The 25,694-nt window shown below is 28.7% G+C and carries 26 protein-coding genes; 13 read left to right on the forward strand and 13 right to left on the reverse strand.

Translation table 11 applies throughout. The annotated features are described in order from the left end of the window. Window positions 1-3: 3 nt before the first annotated feature. From ACD570_RS01720 to ung, 5 genes are all read right to left on the reverse strand, one after another. Entirely contained in the window at window positions 4-660 is a 657-nt protein-coding gene (locus tag ACD570_RS01720; RefSeq protein WP_337199772.1) for a lactate utilization protein C, read from the reverse strand. Then, the gene (locus tag ACD570_RS01725; protein ID WP_239820171.1) at window positions 653-2,089 is read right to left on the reverse strand and encodes a LutB/LldF family L-lactate oxidation iron-sulfur protein; all 1,437 of its coding nucleotides are present in this window, start codon (window positions 2,087-2,089) and stop codon (window positions 653-655) included. Before ACD570_RS01725 ends, ACD570_RS01720 begins: the two co-directional genes overlap by 8 nt. Continuing rightward, entirely contained in the window at window positions 2,086-2,823 is a 738-nt protein-coding gene (locus tag ACD570_RS01730) for a (Fe-S)-binding protein (RefSeq protein ID WP_200282558.1), read from the reverse strand. The genes ACD570_RS01725 and ACD570_RS01730 overlap by 4 nt, the downstream gene beginning before the upstream one ends. A gap of 21 nt (window positions 2,824-2,844) precedes the next feature. Then, entirely contained in the window at window positions 2,845-4,512 is a 1,668-nt protein-coding gene (locus ACD570_RS01735; RefSeq protein ID WP_200282555.1) for an L-lactate permease, read from the reverse strand. Between the two features lie 368 nt (window positions 4,513-4,880). Beyond that, window positions 4,881-5,576, reverse strand: a complete 696-nt coding sequence (ung, locus tag ACD570_RS01740) for a uracil-DNA glycosylase (protein WP_239820170.1) — start codon at window positions 5,574-5,576, stop codon at window positions 4,881-4,883. A gap of 194 nt (window positions 5,577-5,770) precedes the next feature. On the opposite strand from ung, the gene ACD570_RS01745 reads away from it, so the two are divergent. The 10 genes from ACD570_RS01745 to ACD570_RS01790 all read left to right on the forward strand — a co-directional run bounded on the left by ACD570_RS01745 (window position 5,771) and on the right by ACD570_RS01790 (window position 14,634). Then, a complete protein-coding gene (locus tag ACD570_RS01745; RefSeq protein WP_417904338.1) occupies window positions 5,771-7,171 on the forward strand; it encodes an aspartate ammonia-lyase in 1,401 nt (466 codons plus the stop codon). 12 nt (window positions 7,172-7,183) lie between these two features. After that, the gene (locus ACD570_RS01750; RefSeq protein ID WP_337206992.1) at window positions 7,184-8,521 is read left to right on the forward strand and encodes an anaerobic C4-dicarboxylate transporter; all 1,338 of its coding nucleotides are present in this window, start codon (window positions 7,184-7,186) and stop codon (window positions 8,519-8,521) included. Window positions 8,522-8,597: 76 nt separating this feature from the next. Then, a complete protein-coding gene (locus ACD570_RS01755) occupies window positions 8,598-9,947 on the forward strand; it encodes a hypothetical protein (RefSeq protein ID WP_337206994.1) in 1,350 nt (449 codons plus the stop codon). Window positions 9,948-9,980: 33 nt separating this feature from the next. Continuing rightward, on the forward strand, window positions 9,981-10,604 hold the full coding sequence (gene lpoB, locus ACD570_RS01760; protein WP_417904339.1) for a penicillin-binding protein activator LpoB: 624 nt from the start codon (window positions 9,981-9,983) through the stop codon (window positions 10,602-10,604). 1 nt (window position 10,605) lies between these two features. After that, the gene (locus ACD570_RS01765) at window positions 10,606-11,616 is read left to right on the forward strand and encodes a hypothetical protein (protein ID WP_337196748.1); all 1,011 of its coding nucleotides are present in this window, start codon (window positions 10,606-10,608) and stop codon (window positions 11,614-11,616) included. A gap of 147 nt (window positions 11,617-11,763) precedes the next feature. Next, window positions 11,764-12,072, forward strand: a complete 309-nt coding sequence (gene rplU / locus ACD570_RS01770; protein ID WP_137623143.1) for a 50S ribosomal protein L21 — start codon at window positions 11,764-11,766, stop codon at window positions 12,070-12,072. An 11-nt stretch (window positions 12,073-12,083) separates the two neighbouring features. Continuing rightward, window positions 12,084-12,338: a 50S ribosomal protein L27 gene (gene rpmA / locus ACD570_RS01775; protein ID WP_002800974.1), complete on the forward strand. Its 255-nt coding sequence runs from the start codon at window positions 12,084-12,086 to the stop codon at window positions 12,336-12,338. A 329-nt stretch (window positions 12,339-12,667) separates the two neighbouring features. Continuing rightward, window positions 12,668-13,705, forward strand: coding sequence for a GTPase ObgE (obgE, locus tag ACD570_RS01780; protein ID WP_337206999.1), 1,038 nt, complete (start codon window positions 12,668-12,670; stop codon window positions 13,703-13,705). Between the two features lie 169 nt (window positions 13,706-13,874). Further along, window positions 13,875-14,129 carry a hypothetical protein gene (locus tag ACD570_RS01785; protein ID WP_417904340.1) on the forward strand — a complete coding sequence of 85 codons (255 nt, stop codon included), beginning with the start codon at window positions 13,875-13,877 and terminating at the stop codon, window positions 14,127-14,129. A 61-nt stretch (window positions 14,130-14,190) separates the two neighbouring features. Next, the gene (locus ACD570_RS01790) at window positions 14,191-14,634 is read left to right on the forward strand and encodes a DUF411 domain-containing protein (protein ID WP_239820161.1); all 444 of its coding nucleotides are present in this window, start codon (window positions 14,191-14,193) and stop codon (window positions 14,632-14,634) included. A gap of 21 nt (window positions 14,635-14,655) precedes the next feature. Here ACD570_RS01790 and ACD570_RS01795 read toward each other — a convergent pair whose 3' ends face one another. The 8 genes from ACD570_RS01795 to ACD570_RS01830 form a co-directional block, all read right to left on the reverse strand. Continuing rightward, window positions 14,656-15,156, reverse strand: a complete 501-nt coding sequence (locus ACD570_RS01795) for a TlpA family protein disulfide reductase (protein WP_200282536.1) — start codon at window positions 15,154-15,156, stop codon at window positions 14,656-14,658. Next, window positions 15,117-15,599: a TlpA family protein disulfide reductase gene (locus ACD570_RS01800; protein WP_200282534.1), complete on the reverse strand. Its 483-nt coding sequence runs from the start codon at window positions 15,597-15,599 to the stop codon at window positions 15,117-15,119. The genes ACD570_RS01795 and ACD570_RS01800 overlap by 40 nt, the downstream gene beginning before the upstream one ends. Beyond that, window positions 15,596-16,243, reverse strand: a complete 648-nt coding sequence (locus tag ACD570_RS01805) for an ABC transporter ATP-binding protein (RefSeq protein WP_337198429.1) — start codon at window positions 16,241-16,243, stop codon at window positions 15,596-15,598. The genes ACD570_RS01800 and ACD570_RS01805 overlap by 4 nt, the downstream gene beginning before the upstream one ends. Continuing rightward, the gene (locus ACD570_RS01810; RefSeq protein WP_337207002.1) at window positions 16,244-17,365 is read right to left on the reverse strand and encodes an ABC transporter permease; all 1,122 of its coding nucleotides are present in this window, start codon (window positions 17,363-17,365) and stop codon (window positions 16,244-16,246) included. Beyond that, window positions 17,355-18,650 carry an ABC transporter permease gene (locus ACD570_RS01815; protein ID WP_200282527.1) on the reverse strand — a complete coding sequence of 432 codons (1,296 nt, stop codon included), beginning with the start codon at window positions 18,648-18,650 and terminating at the stop codon, window positions 17,355-17,357. Before ACD570_RS01815 ends, ACD570_RS01810 begins: the two co-directional genes overlap by 11 nt. Continuing rightward, window positions 18,640-20,043, reverse strand: coding sequence for a Fe-S-containing protein (locus ACD570_RS01820; protein ID WP_337204912.1), 1,404 nt, complete (start codon window positions 20,041-20,043; stop codon window positions 18,640-18,642). The genes ACD570_RS01815 and ACD570_RS01820 overlap by 11 nt, the downstream gene beginning before the upstream one ends. A gap of 186 nt (window positions 20,044-20,229) precedes the next feature. Beyond that, complete coding sequence (locus tag ACD570_RS01825) at window positions 20,230-20,766, reverse strand: iron transporter (RefSeq protein WP_200282521.1); 537 nt, start codon at window positions 20,764-20,766, stop codon at window positions 20,230-20,232. Next, window positions 20,763-22,829 (reverse strand): FTR1 family protein, encoded by a 2,067-nt coding sequence (locus ACD570_RS01830; protein WP_337207008.1) that lies wholly within the window; start codon window positions 22,827-22,829, stop codon window positions 20,763-20,765. Before ACD570_RS01830 ends, ACD570_RS01825 begins: the two co-directional genes overlap by 4 nt. Window positions 22,830-23,063: 234 nt before the next feature. Between ACD570_RS01830 and ACD570_RS01835 the strand changes: the two genes are divergently transcribed. From ACD570_RS01835 to nhaA (ACD570_RS01845), 3 genes are all read left to right on the forward strand, one after another. Next, window positions 23,064-23,246, forward strand: a complete 183-nt coding sequence (locus tag ACD570_RS01835) for a YjfB family protein (RefSeq protein ID WP_200282515.1) — start codon at window positions 23,064-23,066, stop codon at window positions 23,244-23,246. 122 nt (window positions 23,247-23,368) lie between these two features. Further along, the gene (nhaA, locus tag ACD570_RS01840; RefSeq protein ID WP_200282512.1) at window positions 23,369-24,517 is read left to right on the forward strand and encodes a Na+/H+ antiporter NhaA; all 1,149 of its coding nucleotides are present in this window, start codon (window positions 23,369-23,371) and stop codon (window positions 24,515-24,517) included. After that, complete coding sequence (gene nhaA, locus ACD570_RS01845) at window positions 24,514-25,683, forward strand: Na+/H+ antiporter NhaA (protein ID WP_417904341.1); 1,170 nt, start codon at window positions 24,514-24,516, stop codon at window positions 25,681-25,683. Before nhaA (ACD570_RS01840) ends, nhaA (ACD570_RS01845) begins: the two co-directional genes overlap by 4 nt. Window positions 25,684-25,694 lie beyond the last annotated feature (11 nt).

Here is a 25,694-nt window from a genome sequence, read left to right on the forward strand (position 1 = left end):
AATTTAGTATAAAATAATATGAGCTTGCTGTGGGCCATGAACCCCAAAAACAGTAATTAACTCTATATCAGCAGTTCTTGAAGGTCCAGCAATAAACAAAATATTGCTTGGTAAATTTTCATGTTCTTTTTTAGTCAAATTTAAAGCTTCGCTAAGACTTTTAACCACATTTTCTTTTTTGAGTAAAACAATACAAAGTTTTGGAGCTAAAGAAAGCATTCTAGGTTGCTCTTTAGATGAAAGCACTAAAGCAACACCATGGGAACTTACTCCAACTCTTGCATGGATAATCGAAAAATCACTATGAAAAACTTCAGATCTTAAATCTTCTATATTTTTATCAAAACAAACTTTTTCTTCAGCATTAATCTTTTCTAAATTTAAATTTAAATTTTGAGGATAGATTAGTTTTGTATAGCCATAACTTGATGCAATTTCATTAATTTTTTCTTCAAGTTGATCTTGAGTGCTTTCTTCAACAATATATTTATTATCACTCATTTTTTGTTTTAACTCGCTAAGCATATCATCTGTGGTGCAAATATGCTCTACTGGGTCAATACTTGGAGTATAAGAAAATTCTGTTTCATGATAATAATTTTCTAGCTTTTTTAAAATGCTTGCTTTGCTTTTTGAGGTAATTTCTGCAATTTTATTCATAAATAACTCCTTGAAGTTTTTCTACTTCTTTATATAAATCTTTTTTAATTTCTGGTAATTCTTTAAAAGCACTCCAATTTTTAATTACTGGCAAAGAATCCTTAAATTTGTGCAATAAGGAATTAAAATAATGAGCTTTTGATAAAGAAAATCTCCATAAATTACCGCTAGTAGCTAAGCTTTTGAATTTTGAAAAAGCAAAAGCTTCCATGGCATTATGATGAACTAAATTTGCACCTATAGGTGGATTATCTCCTTGTCCTACTTTATCGCGTCTTAATTTTCTAATTAAATCAGCTAAAGGAATTTTAACAGGACAAACCTCCGAACAGCGTCCACAAAGTGAGCAAAAAGTTAAAATATCTCCTGTATGATCAATACCAAAGATATTTGGACTAATAACTTCTCCTATAGGCCCTGGATAAGTTGTTTGATACGTGTGCCCACCTATTTGATCATAAACAGGACAAAAATTCATACAAGCACCACATCTTATACATCTTAAAGCTTCATAATAATCTTCATTAGAAAGCATATTAGTGCGATTATTATTAAATAATATCACATGTACCTCTTTAGGACCGTCTAATTCTCCATTTTTTCTTGGTCCTGTAATGATATTATTGTAAGTCGGTATAAATTGTCCAGTTGCCGATGGAGTAAGTAAAGAAACCATTGTAGCTGCATCTTCAAAAGTTTCCATAACTTTTTCTATTCCACAAAGGGCTATATGTATATCAGGAGCTGTAGTGCACATCCTACCATTACCTTCATTTTCTATGAGCCAAAAAGCACCTTCTTTAGACATAGCAAAATTAACTCCGCTTAGACCCAATTTTAAACCCTCAAATTCATCTCTTAAATGCTTTCTTGCTATGGCATTAAGTTTTTCTGGTTCACTTTCTAATTCTGAATTAAGCTTTTCTTTAAAGATTTTTCCTATTTCATAACGATTTCTATGAATAGCTGGAACTACAATATGTACAGGAGCTTCATCATTTAATTGTAAAATGAGTTCGCCTAAATCGGTTTCAATGGCTTTCATTCCTTTATTTTCTAAGTAATGATTTAAACCTATCTCTTCACTAGCCATTGATTTACCTTTTAAAACTTTAGAAATCTTTTTTTCTAGCATAAGTTGATAGATAATTTCACAAGCATCTTCTTTTGTATCCGCCCAATGTATGATCATTCCATTAGCTGTAGCATTTTTTTCAAATTCTAATAAACGATCTTTTAAATTCATTAAAGCATTGTTTTTAGCTTGTTTGGCTTTAGATCTTAAGCCTTGCCAATCATTAAATTTAGCATCAATTACTTTAAAACGATTGGTTTGTAAGGTATGCATAGCATTAACAAGATTTTCTTGCATTTGTTTATCGTTTAGTTTGATATGAACGATTTGCTCATGAGGCATTTTAGCATTCATAGTTTTTCTCCTTGCAAACGTTTGATTAAAAAATCATATAGGTGAATGGGTTTAATATCGAGCCCCATTTTTTTCATGGTACCTCCTAAATTAAGTAAACAACCTCCATCTGCACTAACCAAATATTTTACTCCTGTATTTTGAATATCTTTGATTTTGCTTTGTGCCATAGCATTTGAAATTTCAGGCTCTTTTACGCAAAAAGTTCCACCAAATCCACAACATTCTTCTTCATAGGTTAAAGGCACAAGTTCAACGTTTTTAAGCCTTTTAATTAGATTTTTATTTGCATCGATGCTTTTTTGAACTCTTAAAGCATGACAATTTGAATGCCATGTTATTTTTACGGGTTCTCCCTTATCTTCATAGTTTACATTTAAAACTTCATCAAGATATTGAGAAAGCTCTATAACTCTTTGGCTGAAATTTTTTACTTTTTCAAATTGTGGATCATTTTTAAAAAGTTCCAGATAATCATGAGCCATCATACCGGCACAAGATCCACTTGGTACAACGATAGGATAAGGTTCATTAAAGAGATTTACATTATACATTGCAATTTCTTTACTCTCTTTAAAATAACCTGAATTAAAAGAAGGTTGAGAGCAACAAGTCTGTTTTTTCTTAAATATAACTTCAATTCCTTCTAAACGTAAAAGTTTTAAAGCATTTAAAATTGTATCTTGCATAGCTGCTGTGCCTAAGCAAGTCGCATAAAAATATACTTTTTTCATTAATTTACCTTTCAATAATCACTATTTTAAAACAACACTAGGAATAATATCTTGCAAAAAGAAAGCGATAAAACAAGTCCAAATTCCTACCAAAATAATAAAAGCTATAGAATACTTAAGAGTAAATTTGAAAAGTTCAGATTCTTTTCCTACTAATCCAACGGCTGCACAAGCTACAGCTATACTTTGAGGGCTTATCATTTTTCCGACAACTCCACCTACAGAATTTGCTGCTAAAAATAAAACTTCATTAACTCCAAGTTTTTGAGCTGTTGCTTGCTGTAAAGTTCCAAAAAGTAGATTAGCACTTGTATCAGATCCTGTTAGAAATACTCCTATCCAACCTATAGCAGGAGAGAAGAAGGAAAATATATCGCCAGTATGTGCAAATGCAAGGCCTAAAGTTGCACTCATACCACTATTTTTAGAAATAAAAGCAAAAGCTACCACAAGACCTATTGTAAGACAAGGAATAGCCATCTCTTTTAAAGTTGCCCCAAAACATTCAGCAGCATCACTTGCTTTGATTTTTAAAATAAAAATAGTAAAAAACGCTGCAAATAAAATAGCAGTTCCTGCTTGAGCTACGGTTTTTCCGTTAATAAAATCTATACCTAAATTTAAACTAACTGGTTTAAGAACACTTGCATCAACTATAGAAGGACTAAGTATTCCTTGAGTGATATTATTAAATGCAATTGTAATACTAGTAAAAGCAAAAATTCCATCTTTTCCAAAAAGGTCTTTAAACCAAGGTTGAGTCCAAAAAATTATACAAACTATAAGCAAGATAAATGGAGCCCAAGCTTTTAATACCGAAGAAAAGCTAAGATTGTTATTAGTTTCAAAATTAGTTTCTCCATCAACACGGTAAATATTTTTTATTTTCCAAAATTTTAAAAATAAAGTTGTAATTGCCAAGGAAGCAACAGCGGAAATAATACTCGGAAGTTCTGCACCTAAATAGTTGGAGCTAAGATATTGAGTGAGCGTAAAACTTGCCGCAGCAACAAAAACCGCAGGAAAAGTTTCTTTAATGCCTTTAAAGCCATTCATCAAAAATACAACAAAAAAAGGTACAATAAAACTAAGCGGTATAAGCATTCTACCTATCATAGCTGAAACAGATTGGCTTTCAATTTTGACCAAATCACACATCGCAATAACAGGAATTCCAACGGCGCCAAATGCTACAGGGGCTGTATTTGCTATAAGACAAAGTCCTGCTGCTTGCAATGGTTTAAAACCAAGTCCAACTAAAAGAGCTGCGGTGATAGCAATTGGTCCGCCAAATCCTATCGCGCCCTCTAGAAATGATCCAAAACAAAAACCGATTAAAATTACCTGCATTCTGTGATCTGGCGTGATACTCATAACGCTTTTTTTAATGACTTCAAAAGATCCTGATTTAATCGAAAGCTTGTAAAGAAAAATTGCTGCAATAATAATCCAAGCAATAGGCCACATTCCATTGATAAAGCCTTGAATAAAACTTGCTCCAACTAAATTCCAAGGCATTTTATATGCCAATAAAGCCACCAAGGATGCTACAATAACGGTTAAAAATCCAGCTTGAAAACCTTTGAGTTTAAAAAAAACTAGACAAACTAAAAAACAAAGAATTGGTAAAAATGCTATTAAAGCACTTAACCAAATATTGTTCATCGGGTCATAAATTTGTTGCCACATTAGATATTTTCTCCTTAATTTTGACATCTTTAGCCATTTTATCAAAATTTCAAAAAATAGATTTAAAGAAATGAAATAGGGTATTAAAGTTTATAAGTTCTTAAAAATTTTGTGTATTTTTGTAACATATTAATTTTTTTATTTTTAATAAAATATAAATATAATGAAATGATTTTTATATTTGAAAATATTTTTTAATCTTTATATTTTTAGTAATTATCGGTGATTTTTTATTGATTATGAAATTTAAATATAGATTATTTTTTATTATAAAGGTTAAATTATTAAAAAATAAGTCGATATAGATAATGAATCTTTTAAAAATATTGCAAATTAAAAAGCTGAATTTATTAATCAGCTTTTTAAAATTATTTTAATTCCCAATTTATAATTTCTTTTCCTAAACTTTTTAAAATTTCATTGACTTTTGAAAAATGTTTGCAGCCTAAAAATCCTGTTCTAGCTAGCGGACTGGGGTGAGAAGCTTCTAGTATAAAATGTTTTTTTGTATCAATAAGATTTTTTTTAGACTTTGCAAAATTACCCCAAAGTATAAAAACAAGTCCTTTTTTTTCCATGCTGAGTTTAGATATAACAGCATCACTAAATTTTTGCCATCCCCAAGTGCTATGACTCGCAGGTTTTCCAGCTTCAACGCTAAGAATGGAATTTAAAAGCAAAACTCCTTGTTTTGCCCAAAAACTTAAATCTCCATCTTTTGCAGGTTGAATTTTTAAATCATAATAAAGTTCTTTATAAATATTAGCCAAACTTGGTGGAATTTTAATTCCTTTAGGGACTGAAAAACTAAGTCCCATTGCTTGACCTTCTTGATGATAAGGATCTTGCCCTAAAATGATCACTTTTAAATCTTTTAAAGGAGTAAGATTAAAGGCATTAAAAGTTAAATTTGCTGGAGGATAGATTATTTTTTTGTTCTTTAGAGCATGAATATATTTTTTTTTAATTTCTAAAAAATAAGGTTTTAAAAATTCTTCTTTTAAAAAAAATTTCCAATCCTCATTTATTTTAATATTTTCTAGATTAATAGCCATTTTTTCCATTGAAATAGTCCAAAATTTATATCTAGGTGAAATTATAACAAAATTATTGTGAGATATGTTTTTTATTTTTTTATTTATTTTTACTTGAATAAATGTTAATAATATTAACTAATTATTAACTAAAATAGGAATATACTTATCTACGTAGATTTTTATGTTTACATTAAAAATAGAAACTATATGAAAGGTTTACAATGGGAACAAGAAAAGAACATGATTTTATAGGAGAACTAGAAATTCCTGATGATGTTTATTATGGAGTGCAAACTTACAGAGCTTTAGAAAATTTTAAAATGAGCGGAAGGGTTTTAAAGGAATATCCATTTTTTGTTAAAGCTTTTGCACAAGTTAAAAAAGCAGCAGCTTTGGCTAATAAAGATTTAGGTATGGTTCCAGCCGATAGGGCTGATTATATTGTAAAAGCTTGTGATAGAATCATCAATGGTGAATTTTTAGATCAATTTGTAGTTGATATGGTTCAAGGTGGTGCTGGAACAAGTACAAATATGAATGCTAATGAAGTAATTACAAATGTTGCTCTTGAGATGATGGGTCATAAAAAAGGTGAATATCAATATCTTCATCCAAATGATAATACTAATTTTGGTCAATCAACTAATGATGCTTACCCAAGCTCTATTAAAGTCGCAGTTCACGCTAAAATGGGTGATTTGCTTAAAGCTATGGAAATATTAAAAAATGAATTAGAAATTAAAGCAAAAGAATGGAAAGATATATTAAAAATTGGAAGAACAGAGCTTGAAGATGCAGTTCCTACAACCTTAGGAAATACTTTTAATGCTTTTGCAAGTTATTTAAAAAGCGATATAGAAAAAATCACTAAAGCAAGAGAGTCAATGACATATCTAAATTTAGGAGCAACAGCAATCGGAACAGGAATTTGTTGTCATCCAGATTATAAAGACTTAGTTGAAAAATACTTAAGTGATATAACAGGCACCACCTTTAGACCTGCGGAGGATTTTATAGCAGCTACTCAAGATACAGCTGATTTTGTTCATGTAAGTGGAGCTTTAAAAACTGCTGCAGTAAGACTTTCAAAAATTGCTAATGATATAAGATTAATGAATTCAGGTCCAAGATGTGGTTTAGGTGAAGTTAATTTACCTCAAATGCAACCAGGTAGTTCTATTATGCCAGGAAAAGTAAATCCAGTCATTCCAGAAGTTGTAGGAGAGGCTTGTTATGAAGTTATAGGGAATGATGTTACCATAGCACTTTGCTCAGAAAGAGGTGAATTTGAGCTTAATGCGTTTGAGCCAGGAATTGCTTATGCTTTATTTAATTCTTTAGTCCTTTTAGAAAATGCAATGTTAACTTTAGCCAATAAAGCAATCAAACACTTAACAGCTAATCCTGAAAATTGTAAAAAAACCATGTTAAATTCTGTTTGTTTGGTTACTGCTTTAAATCCTTATATAGGATATGAAAATTCAGCATCAATTGCAAAAGAAGCTTTGCAAACTGGAAAAAGTGTTGCTGATATAGTTTTAGAAAGGGGCTTATTAACCAAGGAAAAATTAGATGAATACTTAACTCCTGAAAATATGTTAAATCCGCGTATTGAAAAATAAAAAGGTTTTATTATGAGTGTGGAGTTGATTTTACAAATAGTCGTCTTTTTGGGTTCTATTTTTATAGGAATTCGCTTAGGGGGTATAGCTATAGGCTATGCAGGAGGTATAGGAGTTGTTATTTTAGGACTTGCTTTAGGCATGAAGCCAGGTAGCATTCCTTGGGATGTTATTTTAATTATTGCTGCAGCTATTGCAGCAATTTCTGCAATGCAACAAGCTGGTGGTCTTGATTATATGGTAAGGCTGACTGAGAGATTTTTAAGAAGGCATCCGAGATTTATTAACTATCTAGCTCCAATTTGTGGATGGCTCTTGACTCTCTTAGCAGGAACAGGTAATGCCGTATTTTCTTTAATGCCCGTAGTTGTCGATGTTGCAAAATCTCAAAATATTAAACCTTCAGTTCCACTTTCTTTGATGGTGGTTGCTTCTCAAATAGGTATTACTGCATCTCCTGTAAGCGCTGCCGTTGTTTATATGAGTGGGGTTTTAGAACAATTTGGATGGAATTATCCAACATTATTAGGAATTTGGATCAGTACAACTTTTATCGCTTGTATTTTAACAGCTTTTATAGTTAGTCTTATTACTCCATTAGATCTTAGCAAATGTAAAATTTATCAAGAGCGTTTAAAAGCAGGGCTTGTTAAGGATGCTAATGAAGTTTTGCAAGCACAAGATAAACCAGGTGCTAAACTTTCAGTTGGAATTTTTCTAATTACAGTTTTATGTGTGGTTTTGTATGCAACAGCAATTTCTAGTAACATTAGATGGATAGATCCTGTTGTTATTCCAAGAGATTCTGCGATTATGAGCTTTTTATTAACAGCAGCTACTTTGATTACTTGGTTTTGTAAAGTGGATCCAGCAAAAATTTTGGATACAAGTGTTTTTAAAAGTGGTATGACGGCTTGTGTTTGTGTTTTTGGTGTTGCTTGGCTTGGAAATACTTTCGTTTCGGGTCACACACAAGAAATTACAGATTTAGCAAGCAATTGGGTAAAACAAATTCCAGCAACACTTGCGGTTGCATTTTTCTTTGCTAGTATGCTTTTATATTCTCAAGCAGCTACAGCTAAAGCTATTGTTCCAGTAGTGATTGCTTCTTTAGGTATCACCGTTGCCAATCCAAATGATTCTTATATGTTAGTGGCGTGTTTTGCTGCAGTTTCTGCACTTTTTGTTCTTCCAACTTATCCAACCTTACTTGGTGCTGTACAAATGGATGATACGGGAACAACAAGAATAGGTAAATTTATCTTTAATCACTCTTTCTTTATACCAGGTGTTTTAGCTATTGCGATTTCAGTAGCTTTGGGTTTTGTTGCAGCTGGTTTTTTAAAGTAATCAATAATAGCCTTGAGGGCTGTTATTGATTTTTTGGTATAGTTTAGAATAATTTTTATTTTTTGGATTATTTTAAATGTATCAAATAATATTATTCTTTCTTATATTTATTTTAAGTGCTTGTTCAACTCATCAAGATCAAAATTTATTTTATGAAAAAGAATTATTCTCTAAAAAATGTGATCAGGATTTTTTTAAAAAACAATTACAAGCAATTAATAAAAATGATGATATTATTTTTAAAGGCTTAAATACAGCATATATTGCTAGAGATTGTAAAGATTTTAATTTAAGTAATACTATTTTCGATCAGGTAGAAAATTCTTATAAATATGATGTTGATTTACAAAATATTACTCATAAAAGTATGAATTTTATCAGTTCTACATTAATAAATGATGGGATTAATGATTATCAAGGTGCTTGGTATGAAAGGACTATGGTAAATGTTTACAAGGGTTTAAATTTTATGAGTTTAAAAGATTTTTCAAATGCCAGGGTAGAGTTTAATCGAGCTTTAGCAAGGCAAGAAATAGCTAAAGAATATTTTGTTTCCCAAATTCAGCAGATGCGAAAAAAGGCTGAAAAAGAAGAGAATTTTAAACAAAATATAGATCAAAATCTTAAAATTATTGCAAGACAATATAGTAATCTTTTTAAAGAATTTCATGCACAAAAAAATTATACAAATGCTTATGTGACTTATATTTCTTCGGTATTTTTTTTCATGGATCATGATTATCAAAAAGCTTCTGATTTATTTAAAGAAGTTTATGCAGCATATAATAATGACAAAGAAATACAAAAAGAATTTGAAATGTTTGATCGATATTCTAAAGCTTTAAATCCGCAAAAATTAAAAAAACATATTTTTATCATTTATGAAAATGGTCTAAGCCCTAGATTAGATGAATTTTCACTTACTTTACCTTTTATTTTTGATCAGTATATCGTAACAGCAAGTGTAACTTTACCTACTTTAAAAAAAAGAAAAGAATCTTTTGCTTATTTAAATATTTTTGATGGTAAAAATATGAATCAAACAGTAAAAATTTTCGATTTTGATGAGGTGGTTGCGAGTGAATTTAAAGAAGAGTTAAATGCTAAAATTATAAAATCTTTAATATCAAGCCTTTTTAAAACGAGTTTAAACATGGCTGTGGCAAAAAATGATCAAAGTGGAATTTTGACTTTTGCTACGGATATTTTTACGACTGTAACAACAAGGAGTGATTTAAGAATCTGGAATTTTTTACCTAAAAATATTCAAATTTTAATGATAAATAATGATGGCTTTATTAAAATTCAAGATGAAAATAATAATTTGATATATTCTAATTCTTTGGATCAAAATAAAGATATATTAATTTTAGTTAGATCTTTTAATCCATTAATTTCAAGTGAAATTTACAAAATTGAAAATTAAACAAAGTATAATAGTTTAAAAAAAGGAAATAAAATGAAAAATTTATTTTTAGCAGCTTCTTATATTTTTTTAGTTTTTTTTCTCGTAGCTTGTGGATCGCCTATTTATACTGATGGTTATGCGAGTCAAAAAAAACAAGGAGATGCTTTAACTTTGGGACTTGATAAGGAAGATTTTGAAAAAACAGCACAAAAAATGATTGAAAGTATGTTAAAGGATCCTGCTTTTGCAAATATTTCACAAGGTCAAAGAAAAGTTATAGCTATTGGAAAAATTATTAATGATACTCCTCAAAGAATTGATACAGATAAACTTATAAGTAAAATAACTATAGCGCTTCGAAAATCAGGTAAATTTATTCTTACTACGGCAGTTGCAGCAGGAGGTGCTCAAGATGACATGAGTGAAGCTATAAGAGAGCTACGCAATAATGAAGAATTTAATCAAAATACTATTTCCAAAAAAGGAACTTTGGTAGCTCCAGATTTTTCTTTGAGTGGAAAAATTCGTCAAGATACTGTTAAGCTCAAAAATGGTGATATACAAGCAGAGTATTTTTTTCATTTAACGCTTACAGATTTAAATTCAGGGCTTGCTTATTGGGAAGATGAAAAAACAATTGACAAAACAGGAACAAGCAAATCGGTGATTTGGTAAAATGAGAAAATTTTTTGTTTTAATAGCTTTTTTCTCTTTACTTTGGGCTGAAAATCAAAATATTATAAAAGCTAAAAATGAAAAGAATGTGATTATTTATGATTACTCTCCCGCTCAAGATGTAAATTTTAGTAATATTCAAAGTCTAAAAATACTTCCGCATCAAAGATCTAAATTTCAAAAAATTATGCAAGGTATAGGGACGGGTCAAACGAGAGAAGATGCTTTAAATAATGCTTTAATCGATGTCTTGTCCAAGCTTAAGGGAATATCAAAGTTTAATTTAAGACAAGAAATCAAAAATATTGATTTTAAATTTTCAGCTTTAGGAGAAGTGATTCAAGATTCAAAGAATATACTTCAAAATATAAGTAATGGGCGTATTGATAGCTATGAAGTTACTTCTGCTGAAAATAATGGAACAAGTTGGGAAGTTAAAATATTGGCCTATAAATATCTTTATCAAAATGATCAAAAGCCTAAACTAATACTTTTTGATGAAAATTATGGAAAATTAGGAGAAAATTTAACCCAAGCTTTAAATGATATTTTTTCTAATGATAGTTATTTTACTCTTTTGGAAAGAAAAAACGATTTTAAGAGCGAAGATAAACTTATCGAAAGTGCTCAAGGCTCTAGTGATGAAAGCTCTAAACTAGGGAATGTTTTAGGTACTGATTATATTTTAGAGTATAAAATTTTAGATGTATCTAAGCAAAATAATTATATTACTTATCAAGATGATAAAAAATTAAAGATAAATATCTCTTTTAAACTTATATTTTATCCTACAAGAGAAATAGTATTGTCAAAAACTTTAAGTGCGAATTTTATGCTTGCTCATGATATTCAAAAAGAGCAAAAATATTGGGAAAATATCGCCTTAATGATGCAAAAATATATACAAAATTCTCTTTTTAATACCAACGCATTTGATGAAAATAAGCAAGACAAAGGCAAAGATTCTACTTATAAGCTTCATGAAAGTGGTGGGGTTGATCTTGGATTTTAGTTTTGCTTTGATTTTTTAATTCGCAAATTTTATAAATTCATTAAACATTAAAGAAAAATTTTATAAAATCAAAGTTTTTCTAAACCATTAAAGCTTTTAAATCCTAATCGGTGCTTTATGGTACTTACCAAATTATAAGGAAAAGCAATGTATGCTATTATGAAACACAGCGGAAAGCAGTATAAAGTTAGCGTTAATGATGAGTTAAAGCTAGATCACTTTGAAGCTGAAAGTAAAGCTATTATTGAAGTGAATGAAGTACTTGCAATTTGCGATAAAGATATTAAGGTAGGTGCGCCTTTCGTAGCAGGTGCAAAAGTTGTTTTAGAAGTGATCAATCACGGAAAAGATAGGAAAGTTGTAATTTATAAAAAAAGACGCAGAAAAGATTCTAAACTTAAACGAGGTTTTAGAAGACAATTTACTCGCGTTATAGTTAAAGATATTAAAGCTTAAGGGGTAAAAGAATGGCACACAAGAAAGGTCAAGGTTCAACTCAGAATAATCGCGATTCTATCGGTCGTCGTTTAGGTGTTAAAAAATTTGGTGGCGAATTTGTTAGAGCTGGAAATATCATCATTCGCCAAAGAGGAACAGCAACACACGCAGGTAACAATGTAGGCATGGGAAAAGATCATACTATCTTTGCTTTAATTGATGGTTTTGTTAAATTTGAAAGAAAAGATAAAGATAGAAAAAAAGTTTCTGTTTATCCTGCTTAATTTCTAGGTTTTTGCCTAGAAATTCTTTCAATATATTTCTTATTAAAATTTAAGACAAAGAGTTAATTTATAAAAAATCATTAAAGTATTTGAATACTTGGTTTTCGATCTTATAAATTATTCAATATGTTTTTTATAGTTTATTTTTGTAAAAACTTTATTTAATTTTTTTAAATTGTTAGATCTGTTATGACTTTAATTAAATTCAAACAATTCAATCAATTTTCAGAAAATAGTTTTTATTTTTTAAATAAATTCTTTTTTAACTCTTTTGAATTTTTTAATTTTCTTTTTGTTATACTTCTTTTCAAAAAAATTTAAGGTTAATAATGTTTATAGATAGTGTTAAGATTACTTTAGCTTCAGGTGATGGAGGTAAAGGCGCTGTAAGTTTTCGTCGTGAAAAACATGTTCCATTAGGTGGCCCTGATGGTGGCGATGGCGGAAATGGCGGAGATATCATTTTTATATGTGATAACAATACACATACTCTTGTTAATTTTAAAGGCAAAAAGGAACTTCGTGCGCAAAATGGTGCAGCTGGTATGGGGCGTAATAAAAATGGAAAAAAAGGTGAAAATTTAGAACTCATTGTTCCAGAGGGTACTCAAGTTATTGATGCTCAAACAAATGAAATTTTACTTGATTTAATTAAAGAAGGACAAAGAGAAGTATTTTTAAAAGGTGGAAAAGGCGGGCTTGGAAATACTCATTTTAAACACGCAACCAATCAACGTCCCGATTATGCACAACCTGGTATAAAAGGAGAGAGTCGTTTAGTAAGACTTGAGCTCAAATTGATCGCTGATGTAGGACTTGTAGGTTTTCCAAATGTGGGAAAATCGACTCTTATTAGTGTAGTTTCAAACGCAAAACCTGAAATTGCAAATTATGAATTTACCACACTAACACCAAAACTTGGTTTTGTTGATGTAGATGAGTATAATTCTTTTGTGATGGCAGATATTCCTGGTATTATCGAGGGTGCAAGTGGAGGAAAAGGTTTGGGCCTTGCTTTTTTAAAGCATATAGAAAGAACATCTTTTTTACTTTTTGTGCTAGATCCTTTAAGAGAAATGCCTTTAAAAGAACAATTTGTAGTGCTAAGAAATGAGCTTGAAAAATTTTCTAAAGAGCTTTTTGGGCGTAAATTTGGTATCATGATTTCAAAAAGCGATAGCGTAAATTTAGGTGTTGATTTTGCGAAACAAATCGCAGAGAATATAATAAATTTAGAAGATTATTTAAAAAGCATAGAAAATCCACAAAGTTTCTTAATCGAGGTTTCAAGTCTTGAAAAAACAGGGCTTAAGGAGCTTAAATTTATGCTTTTAGAAGAGATTAAGAAGTTAAGGAAAAAAACTTAAAAAGCAACGTTTAGTAGGTATATTATTTTTTATTGCGGTATTTTTGTCATCACAGAAGAAGAGTCAAAGCTTATTTAGAGTGGAATCTATTTGTTGATTGTAAGAATTATTTTATTGTTTATAGTCAATATCAATTAAATAAAAAATTGATTTTATAATAAGGATTTATGTGTCCAGTAGCGAAAATTTTAAAGATTTTGTTTTAGATCAGCTTAAACTTTGTGGAAATAAATATACTTTTCATGCTAGAAAAATGTTTAGAGAATATTGTATTTATGTAAATAATAAACCTATATTTTTAATTTGTAATGACGTATTATATATTAAGCAATTTTATTTTTTAAAAAGAATTTTAAAAAATAATGAAAAAATTTCCCTTTTTCTAAAGCAAAATTATGGTATATTATCGATATTGAAAATATAGAAATTTTAAAACGGGTTGTAGAACTCTTTTTAAGTAGTGATTTAATTTTAAAGGATGAGAAATGAAAAAAATGATTTTAGCTTTTTTTATGATTGCAACTGCTTCTATTTTACAGGCTAAAAATTTAGAAATCTACGAGAGTCCTACTTGTATGTGTTGTGATTATTGGGCAGCTTATATGAAGAAAAAAGGTTATAGTGTAAATGTGCATAAAACAGATGATTTTCTAAAAATTAAAGATCAATATGGCGTCAAAAACGAATATCAAAGTTGCCATACAGGAATTATTGAAGGCTATGTTGTTGAAGGACATGTTCCTGAAAGTGCTGTAGCTTGGCTTCTTGAAAACAAACCAAAAGATGTTATAGGAATTTCAGCTCCTGGAATGCCACAAGGAAGCCCTGGAATGGAACAAGGTTATAATGAAAAATATCCTGTAATTTTAATGAAAAAAGATGGAAGTTATGAAATTTATGGTTATTTTTTAGGAGATCAAAAACTTTAATTGTTTGAAAAAAGGATGAGATTAATTTTTTATCCTTTTAATTTCATTTTCAAGTATATGATAAGGTGTTAATCCTATAAATTTTTTATTCATTTTTCCTGCTTCAAAAAAACTAATTACGGGAACTCCATAAATACCACCTATCGCATCTGAAAGATATTTAGCTGCATTTTTTTCGTAAAATAAAGTTAATTGAGTTAAACCTTTATCTTGTGCCCAATTTTTAGCATCATTAAGATTTTTTGCATCTCCTAAAATCACAAAAATATTAAAATTATAATTTTGAATTAATTGTTGTAAAATTTTGATTTGTTCTTTACATACTCCACAATCTTTAGTAAAAAATACTAAAGCAAAATTTTGATTTTTTTGATCGAGTTTTAATGTTTTTTCAAAACCATTATAAGAAAAATTATAATTTTTATAATCTAAGCTTTTAAAATTTTCCCCATCGCTACAAGATATAAAAAATAAAGCTGTGATTAAAGCAATGAAATAAGCTTGGACTTTAAATTTTCCCAAGGTGTTTCTCCTAAAATTCTATCTTTTATAATTCCATTTTTAATGATTATAGTGGTTGGTGTTGCAAATACAGCATATCTATCTTGAGTTATTTTAAGATCATCTTTTAAAATTTTGACGTTTTTAAAATCAAATTTTTTAGCTAAAGATTGTATAGTTTGCATATCATTAGCTGAATTGATTGCATAAACGCTAATTTTATTTGGATAATTTTGTATAAAATCATCTAAATAAGGCAATTCTTTTAAGCAAGAAGAGCAACCGTTCTGAAAAAAAACCAATACTTTTAAATTATTTTTATCATCATTTAAATTGATTTTATTGCCCAAGAGATTTTTAGCTGAAATTTCTGCTGCAACTTCTCCTATTTTTGCACTTTTATGATTTTCAAAAGAGCATGCGTTAAGTAAGAGTAAAGCAATAAAAATATATAAGTATTTCATTTTAAAACTCCATGATGTAAACATATAGTTCTATCGGCAAATTTAGCTAAATCTGGATTATGAGTAATTAGAACAATCGTCTTTCCTTCATTTTTGAGTTTTTTTAGAGTTTGAAGAACGATTTCTTCATTAGCTTCATCTAAATTTCCTGTGGGCTCATCTGCAAGCAAAAGTTCTGGATTGTTAATTAGAGATCTTGCAATACAAACTCTTTGTTGCTCTCCTCCGCTAAGTTGATTAGGCAAATGACTTAAACGATGCGAAAGACCAACTTTTTCAAGCATCATTTTTGCATCTTCTTCATCAATACAAGAATGATAATATTGAGAAAGCATCACATTTTCTAAAGCATTTAAATAAGGAATAAGATGAAATTGCTGGAATATGAGCCCTATTTTTTCTCTGCGTAATTGTATTTTTTGTTCTTCGTTAATTTCTTCTAAATTTTGTCCATCTAAGATATATTGGCCGCTGCTTGGAGTATCCATTAAGGATAAAATATTTAAAAGTGTTGATTTTCCACTTCCTGATGGACCCATAATTGCAAGCCATTCTCCTTGATAAACATTTAAATTGATATTATTTAAAGCTTTAACTTTGCCAAAATTTTTACTAAGATTTGTTATTTTTATTAATTCTTTCATTTAATCACCTTTCAAATTGTCACAAATATTAATTTTTAAAGCCTTTTTTATAGGCAAAAAAGCAGCAAAAAAAGCAAAAGCTAAAGAAATAATAATAGATATTAATACTGCTTTAAATCTAAAATCAATACTAGAATTAAAAATTAAATAGCCAAAAATATTAGCCAAAAATATTCCGCAAAATGCTCCTATAATACTTGCTATCAAGCTTACAATGAAACATTCGCTTGCAAAAAGTTTAAAAATTTCGCTCTTTTTTGCACCTAATGCCAAGCGTAAAGCAATTTCTTTTTTTCTGGAAAATATAATAGAACTTAATGTGGTATTAACACTAGTTGTGACTATAATTAAAACAATAATGACGATTAAAAACATTAAGGTTTTTATTTTTTTAAGAACTAAATTTTCGCTCAAAGATACCGATGATATAGGTTTAGCATTAATAGTATTATCACTAATAGCTTGAGTTTGACTCCAAACATTTTGAAAGTTGCCATCAACTATAGCATTAGCATAATTAATACCTTGAGTATCACTTAAATTTTGAATCACATTTAAAGATGCTAAAGCGATACTATCAAATTCATCATTGCTTAAAAATATAGCTTTAATAGTTAATTTAACACTTTTTCCATTGTTTGGATTGTAAATTTGTAATTCATTTCCTACTTTAAGACCTAATTGTTTAGCTAAATCAATACCCAAAAAAATAGAATTATCATTAAAATCTCTTAAAGAAAAGCTCCCGTCTTTTATCTCTAAAAAAGGTTTAGTAAGCTTTAAGGCTTTAAAATCTGTTCCTAAAACAACAGCACTTGTGCTGCCTAAATTTAAAAATTCGTATAAAAATGGAGTTAAAGCCCTAGCTTTTAATTTCTGTTTGATTTCTTCATATTTAGCATTAGAGATAAAATTTTCATCTATATTTTTAGGACTTATAATCACATTTGCTCCATAAGCTTTTAATTCTTTTGAGAGTTTTATATCTATGTCAAAATAGATATTTAAAAATGCTGAACAAGTTAATGCACCTATGAAAATGGATAAAATAATAATAAAAAGTCTTTGATAGGAAAAACTAAGGCTTTTAAAAAGTTCGTTTAGAAAAAATCTATTTTCCATAAAGCACCTCCACCGGAGAAAGATTGGAAATATGCCTTATGGGAATTAAGCAGCCAATTATAGCTATTAAACCAGCAAAAACAAGACTTAAAGGTAAAGCTATAAAAGCAATATCAATAAAATAGCCAAAAATATTAAGGCTAATAATTTCTGAAATTCCTATGCCAAAGATAAATCCAAAAATTGCAGCAATAAAAGCTACGATTAAATTTTCACTTGAAAAGATTAAATAAATTTGAAAAGTATCAGCTCCAAGAACTTTTAAAAGACCTATTTCTCTTTTTCTACGATGAATTTCTGAATTCATAAGGCTTGAAATAGCTATACTTGAAATGATGATACAAATGATACAAGTGATCGACATTAAAGATTGAATTTTTTTAACAATCAAATTTTGAGCATCACTAATAGCATTTAGTACTTTTACATCAGAACCTGGTAATCCATCTTTAATTTGACTAGCAATAGAACCTACATAGGCAGAACAATACCATTTATCGTATTCAACTTGATCGAGTTTTTCTTCTCCTAAGCGGCGTACTTTTTCAGAAAGTGCTGATTCGGGTATAGTAAAAGCTCTAACTTCAGCACTTGAGTAAAGTCCTTGTTTATCGAGTAATTCTTGAGCAAGATGTAAAGGAGCGATGATTTTATTTGACATTTTAGGATTTGTGTGCAGTAAAATTCCTACAATTTTAACTTCTTTTGAAATATTGTTTTCTCCTATTAAGGTTATATTTTCTCCTATTTTAAATTTAGAATTTTTAGCCAAATCTTCACCAAGCATAATTTCATTACTATCATCTTTTGCCCAATTTCCTTCTACTTTAAGATAGGGATAAAGGGTTTGAATTCCTGTAACAAAATCATCATCATCCTTTATTTTAATTGCTTTACTAAAATAAGTCCCATATAGTAGAGTTTTCATAGTTTTATTATTGTTTTTAATAATAATTTTTCCATCTAAAAAAGGAGCTAGTGCGGTGATATTGTTGCGCCAATAAATATCTTTAATCATGTATAAATTTTTTTCTTCCAGATAGTTTTTATTTTTTAAGGGTTCATAAATTTCATTACCTATTTCAATGTTTAAGTTAGAACCTTTAGGTAAAACAAGTATATTTGATCCATAGCTTTTTAATTGTTCTGTAACTTCATTTCCTATGCTTAAAGTAATATTTAACATAATGCAGAGTAAAAGGGTGGCTAAAAAACAAGTGAGAAAAGCTAGAAATTTTTGAATTTTATTTTTAAAAATAGAATTGAGAATTATTTTAGCCAACATCGTTTCTCCTTTGGATTAAAAACTTAGCTTCCGTATCTCCAATAAATTTCAAAGGATCTTTTTTAAATTCTTCATAGTTTTTTTCATTGATAAAATAATAAGTAATTCCTTTATAGCTATAAGAAAACGGTGCTTTTATATTAATAAGTTTATCTTTTGAAACAGGATCGCTAACTTGAATTTCTTTGATTTGATTGAAATAATTAGATCCAGCAACTACATCTTTTACATCAATGATAATTTTTTTACCATCATAGATATATTTTAAAGGAATAGGATTGCATCCGCCAGATTTACCTACGCTCGGTAAGAAAATACGGACATTGCAAGAAATACAAATTAATTCTCCATCTTTTTTAATATATCCCATATCTCCACAAATCATGCAAGCATCAAAAACAGCAACAGGAGAATCTCGATCTTCTCTTTTATTGATCAAAAAAAATCTTACAATTTTACCTTCAGGTGTTACATAGGCAAATCTATGAAGCTTATTATCTCTTAAAAGAGCTACATCAAAGATAAATTTACCTTCAGCATTAGGTAAAATTTCTTTAGGTTCGTCTATAACTAAGGGTTTAGAGCTGATCATAAAAAAATACAAAACAATACAAAAACTCACTACACAAGCAATAAAAACACTTGAAAAATAAGAATTAATTAGATGATTTTTTGCTTTATCTTTGCGATAATTTATGTCTAAAATTGCATGTTTGTTTAGATTATTTTTGCGAATTTTTAGACTTAAAAAAGCAAGGATAAGGATTAAGATAATATAAAGATAAATTTTAAAAGTGCCAAAATAATTGCTTTTGCCAACAAAACTAACTAAAAATGATTCGGTATTGATAATTGAATTTCTCATTAAAGTAAGTAAAATATTAGCCAAAGCGTGATCCATTTCTACCAAGATGGTAAGACAAAAAACAATAAAACTTACTTTTTTGTTGATTTTTTTTTGCCATTTTAAAAAGAAAAAGATTAGAACGCAAATAATGAAAGCTAAAAACATAAAGCCTAAAGATATAATCGTTTGACTATCTAATAAAGAATTGCTAAATATAGGAAAATCTTGGTTCGCATAATAATAATTTAAAGCTATACAAAAACTTAAAATAGTTGATAAAGTTAAGTTTAAAATTTTAAATTTTTCCAAAAAATAAAATATAAAACTTACGAGTAAAGAAGCTATAAAAATAAAATTGAAATTAAATATCAAATTATCAGTTTTTAAAAATTGTGCGGATATAAAAAATGCAAAGTATCCAAATAAAAATCCTAAAAAAACCGATATAAAGGTCTTTATAATGTATTTTTTCTCAGGATTTATAAAAGCTATTAAAACACTTAAAGGTAAAATATTGGAAATAAAATTGATAAAATATATACTCATAATCTTTCACTTTTTTATATTGATAAGAGTTATTATTACATAAAAAACTTTAACAAGTATAAAAAATAAATAAATTTATAAAAAGATTTTAATTGAATATGTTTAAACATAAACCAAGATTCTATTTTTTAAAGTATAAGAAGTATTTTTAGAAATTCTATGAATAAGAATTTCTAAAAATATAAATTATTTTGGTGTGCCAGTATATTTAAATTTATAATCAACTTTAAAAGGCTCAAACCATTTACCTACACCAGTTTCTTCATCAACATGGCGTCCAAATCCTTGTTTTTCAGGATTTGAAATATAAAAAGTAAGTTCATAATTACCTACCCCAAAACCACCTTTTTTGTCTTTTTCCATAGCGATATTAGCACCATAATGAGGACCATCATCTGCAACCATAGGCATCAAAGTTCCACGTTTAATGGCCCCAGTATCAGTATTTTTAAGTTCATAAGCTATAGTTAAATAAGGCATCCAAAATCCTTCCGGAAATCCATTAGGATTATTTTTAGTCGCATGAATATCTGCTTCTAAGTGAATATCAGCCAATGAAGCTGCAAGGTCAATTCCTCTTGGCTCCATTTCAATTGGCTGAAGATAAACAGCTGCTATTTCCATTCCATTTAACTCTTTTGGATCTCCAATCGGTACTTCACCTGCAAAAAGATTAATGCTTGTAATTGCTGCTATAACAGCACCAGATAAAATTTTTTTCATTTTACTCCTTTTTTTGAAATTTGTTTTGTCATTAAAATACCAATAATTAATAAAATTAATACTATGAACTGCGGTATTAAAGTTTCATAGTAAGGATAAATTCCAAGCCATAATATAGGCTCAAAATTAATAGGGATTAAGCTAGGAAGAATAATCTTTCCCTCTATAAGTTCTGCTATGCCTTTGCCTGTAAAAACAAATACCATATAAAAAATAATATATGAGGTAATGTAAAAAAATTGCTTAACTGGAATGCGAATAGCTCCTGCTTTTAAAAGAAAGTATAAAACAATAAGAATTAAAATTCCAAGGCCAAGTCCTCCAAATATGGCACTTAAATCTGTACTAGTTTTTGCATCAAAAAGTAAAGCTTGATAAAAAAGTACTGTTTCAGCACCTTCTCTATAAACAGCTAAAAAAACAGTAATCCAAAGTGTTTTTGCACTATTGTTTGAAATAGCATCAATTGCGCCTTGTTTGATAAAACTAGCCCATTTTTTATTTTGCGCATTGGAAAGTAGCCAAAATCCAACATAAAATAATAAAAGAACCGCTATGAGCATTGTAATGCCTTCTATAAGCTCCCTGCTTTGTCCTGCATTTTCCTTAAAAATCCAAGAGACAGCAAAAGCAGTAATAAAACTTAGTATTATCCCTGTAAAAAGCGCACTATAGGCTATATTTAGGCGATTTTTATTACCACTTTGAACAAGATAAGATACAATAGCAACAACGATAATTAAAGCTTCTAAACCTTCGCGTATGATAATTCCCAAAGCCCATATAAAAAGGGAATAAGGTGTAGAATCTTGAATTTTATCTATGCCTTTTTTGATGAATTTTTCCAATTCATCAAAAGTAGCTTTAAGTTCTTTTTTATCAGCGCTATTTTTAATCAATGCAACACTTTGGGAAAATAAACTTTCAATTTTTAATTTTAAGTTACTATCAACTGCACCAATTTTATTTTCCATTCCACTAGCTTCAAAAATATCTAAATAGGTATTTTGTAATTCATTAATAGCCGAAATATTAAAACCATCATAATTATTTAAAATTTCATTTAAAGCAATTTTGATATCATCTCCTACTTTAGAATAATCTTTTCCTTGATTTTCGTTATTAAAACCTTTTAGTTTTAATTTTGAAAGTTCTGAATTTGGAATTTGTAAAAATATATCAAAAAGCTGTTGTTCTATATTATCTAAATCATCTCTTAATTTTTTTTCATCAAGTTTTTGCTCATCAATCTTGCGCATTAATGTTCTTAGAGCTTGTTGAAATTTTTGATCATTTCCTGCTTTAGTAAATTTATTGATAAGAATTTCAACTTTTGTATTTCGATAATCATTGAATAAAGCATCATTTAATAAATTTTTACTTTCATTATAATTTCCATTTTTAAAAGCATTTGCAGCTAGAGTAAATTTGGTCGAAATATTATCAAGAATAAATTGCAATCTTGCATCCATAGAAGCTGCAGCTTGAAGATCTTGATCAATATCTTTAGAATTTAAATTTGATAAATGAGCGCTAGTGTTTGTATCAGTGTTATCTGATAAGGGTTTAACACCTGTAATTTGTGCAATTAAAGCTTCAGCATCAGCTTCTCTTTTGGCATTAGCTTCTAGACTAGATTTCTCAGCAGCAGCTTTATCATAGTTAGTTTGACTAGCTTCTGCTTTTAATTTATATCCATTTTGTAAAATTGGAGCAACTTCATCTAAATCATAATAAAGACTTTCAATGAGCGCATCGATTTGTTCTAAAGAGGATTTTTCTTTATACATACGACGCAAATTAATAAATTTACGTTCCATAGTAATAGCTTTTCGACCTATATTTCTACCTATAGGGCCTTCCATATTTTCAAAATGTTGAAAATAAGCATCTTCACTTAGTTTTTTTGCTTGTTGGGCATCACCTTTTTTATATAACTCTAAACTTTGTTTGAGGATGCTTTTAATTATATTTGCTTCGGCAATATAATTGTCGACTTTGGCAAAAACAGTTGTTGCGAAAAAAAATAAAAAATAAAAAAGTATTATTCTAAAAATTTTCATTATTATTTGCTCCATAAACTATGAATTTTTAATTATTAAAAATAATATTTATTATCAATTGTAAAAGTATAGTACCAATAATCTTAAATAGGACTAAAAAAATAATTTACAATGAAAATTTAAATTTTTAATTTTCAAAAGATTCTAAAAAATGCTATTAAATTTTTTAAAATATTTCCGATATTATTTAAATGTCTTTGCTAATTAAGACTAAATTAAAATAAGGAGGGCGTTATGATTTCAGATGCAACCATGAGTAATGCAAACTTATTAACAGCAGTTAATACTTCAGTATTAAAAAAATCTATGGATACAAATGAAACATTAATGAGTAAGCTTATTGAAGGTATGGAGAATGTCTCTGAAGCCTCCGCTCCAAAAGCTTCGAGCTCTGGTGGTTTAGATATTTATGCTTAATATCTGACAATTAGGATGCAAATTTGTATCCTAATAAATTTATTCATAAATAATTATTTCTTTAGTATTTTTTAGCTATAATCATAATAAAAATAATTTTTTGATTCTAGGATGGGTTATAGATGCATACGATTAAAAAAATAATTTTAAGTGAAACTTTTCCTGGAATTTTGCTTATATTCTTCACTCTTTTAGCATTATTATTTAAAAATTCTTCTTTTGGTTTTTATTACGCAGAGTTATTTCATGCAAATTTAACAATTGGTTTTGAGGATTTTAAAATCGCAAAGCCTTTAGAGCTTTGGATTAATGATGGATTGATTGCAATATTTTTTCTTTGTATTGGACTTGAGTTAAAATATGAAATTTTACGTGGGCAGCTTAAAAATATAAAATCAGTTTCTCTACCTTTATTTGGAGCTTTAGGGGGTATGATCCTTCCAGCTTTAATTTTTACTTTAATTAATCATTCTCATGATTTTGCTATGCAAGGTTGGGCTATTCCAACGGCTACAGATATTGCATTTGCAGTCGGGATTTTAATGCTTTTGGGAAATAAAATTCCATCGAGTTTAAAATTATTTTTACTTTCTTTAGCTATTTTTGATGATTTAGGTGCAATTATTATTATTGCATTATTTTATACTGATCAACTTTCATTTTTAGCTATTGTAATCTGTTTTTTATGTATTTTGGTTTTATTTGTGTTAAATTATCTTCATTTTACACACTTATCTTTATATGTTTTAATTGGAGTGATTTTGTGGGTAGCCATGCTGAAAAGCGGAGTGCATGCTACTTTAGCAGGGGTAATTATAGCCTTATTTATACCTTTAGATACATCTGATAAACAACCATATTTACATAAAGTTTTAAAGGATTTAAATCCTTGGGTGGTTTATTTTATTTTACCTTTATTTGCTTTTGCGAATGCGGGAGTTGATGTTAAAGATATGGATGCGAGTGCTTTATTTTCGCCTGTGAGTCTTGGGATTATGCTAGGTTTATTTTTAGGCAAACAATTAGGAGTTTTTTCTTTTTGTTATCTTGCTATCAAATTAAAGCTCGCAAAACTTCCAGAAGATATAAAATATTCTAAATTTTATGGAGTTTGTATTTTAACTGGTATAGGCTTTACTATGAGTTTATTTATTGATGGTTTAGCCTATAGGAATAGCGATATTTTTGAACATGCTGATAAATTAGCTATTTTACTGGCGAGTTTAATTAGTGCCTTAATCGGTTTTATATACCTTAAGATAATCAAATGAATGGTGTATTTCATAAATTAAAAACTTTAGTTTTAAGTGAGGCTTTTGGGGGAATTTTATTAATTATTTCTACTTTACTTGCTTTATTAATACAAAATGGATTTTTTAGCGAACATTATCGTAGCCTTCTTAATTTAAAAGTGGGATTTAGTGTTGGTGAATTTCAGCTTAATAAGCCTTTTTTACTTTGGGTAAATGATGGGCTCATTTCGATTTTTTTCTTTGCAATAGGTCTTGAACTTAAGAAAGAATTTTTACATGGAGATTTTAAAAACCCTAAAAATATAGTATTGCCTTTTATAGCAGCTGTAGGGGGTATATTAATCCCTGCTTTATTTTTTACTTTAGTTAATTTAGGCGATATGTATACTCTTAAGGGTTGGGCCATTCCAACAGCTACAGATACAGCTTTTGCTTTAGCAATATTGATGATGTGTGGTAAATATATTCCATCAAGTTTAAAAATTTTTTTACTTTCTTTAGCTATTTTTGATGATGTGGGGGCTATTTTAATTATTGCAATTTTTTATACCACTAAACTTTCTATTTTTGCTTTTATTATTGCCGCAATTGTTATTTTTATAATGCTTATGCTTAATATTTTTAGCATTACGAGAAAATCTTTTTATTTTATTTGTTCATTGATTCTTTGGATCAGTGTTTTAAAAAGCGGAGTGCATGCTACTTTAGCAGGAATCATCACAGCTTTTTTTATTCCTATGTCTACTAAAGAAGGTAAACCTTTTTTAGAAGATATTTATGAAGGTTTGAAATTTTGGCTTACTTTTGTTATTTTACCTTTATTTGCTTTTGCGAATGCAGGAGTGAATTTATCAAATATAGATTTAAAAGCGATGTTTTCTGGAGTAAGTATAGGAATATTTTTTGGACTTTTTATAGGAAAACAATTAGGGGTTTTTATTTTTTCTTATTTTGCTATAAAATTTAAATTAGCTCATTTGCCTCAAGGAGCAAATTTAAGACAACTCTATGGAGTTTGTATCTTAACTGGTATAGGCTTTACTATGAGTTTATTTATTGATGGTTTAGCCTATGAGGTAAGCGATATATTTCATTATGCAGATAATCTTGCCATTTTAATTGCCTCATTTTGTTCTGGAATTTGGGGATTTATTTATCTTAGATTTTTTGCAAATCGTGCTTAAAAAAAGGAGAA

This window comes from Campylobacter sp. LH-2024, assembly GCF_048270605.1.
Classification (GTDB): Bacteria; Campylobacterota; Campylobacteria; order Campylobacterales; family Campylobacteraceae; genus Campylobacter_D; species Campylobacter_D molothri.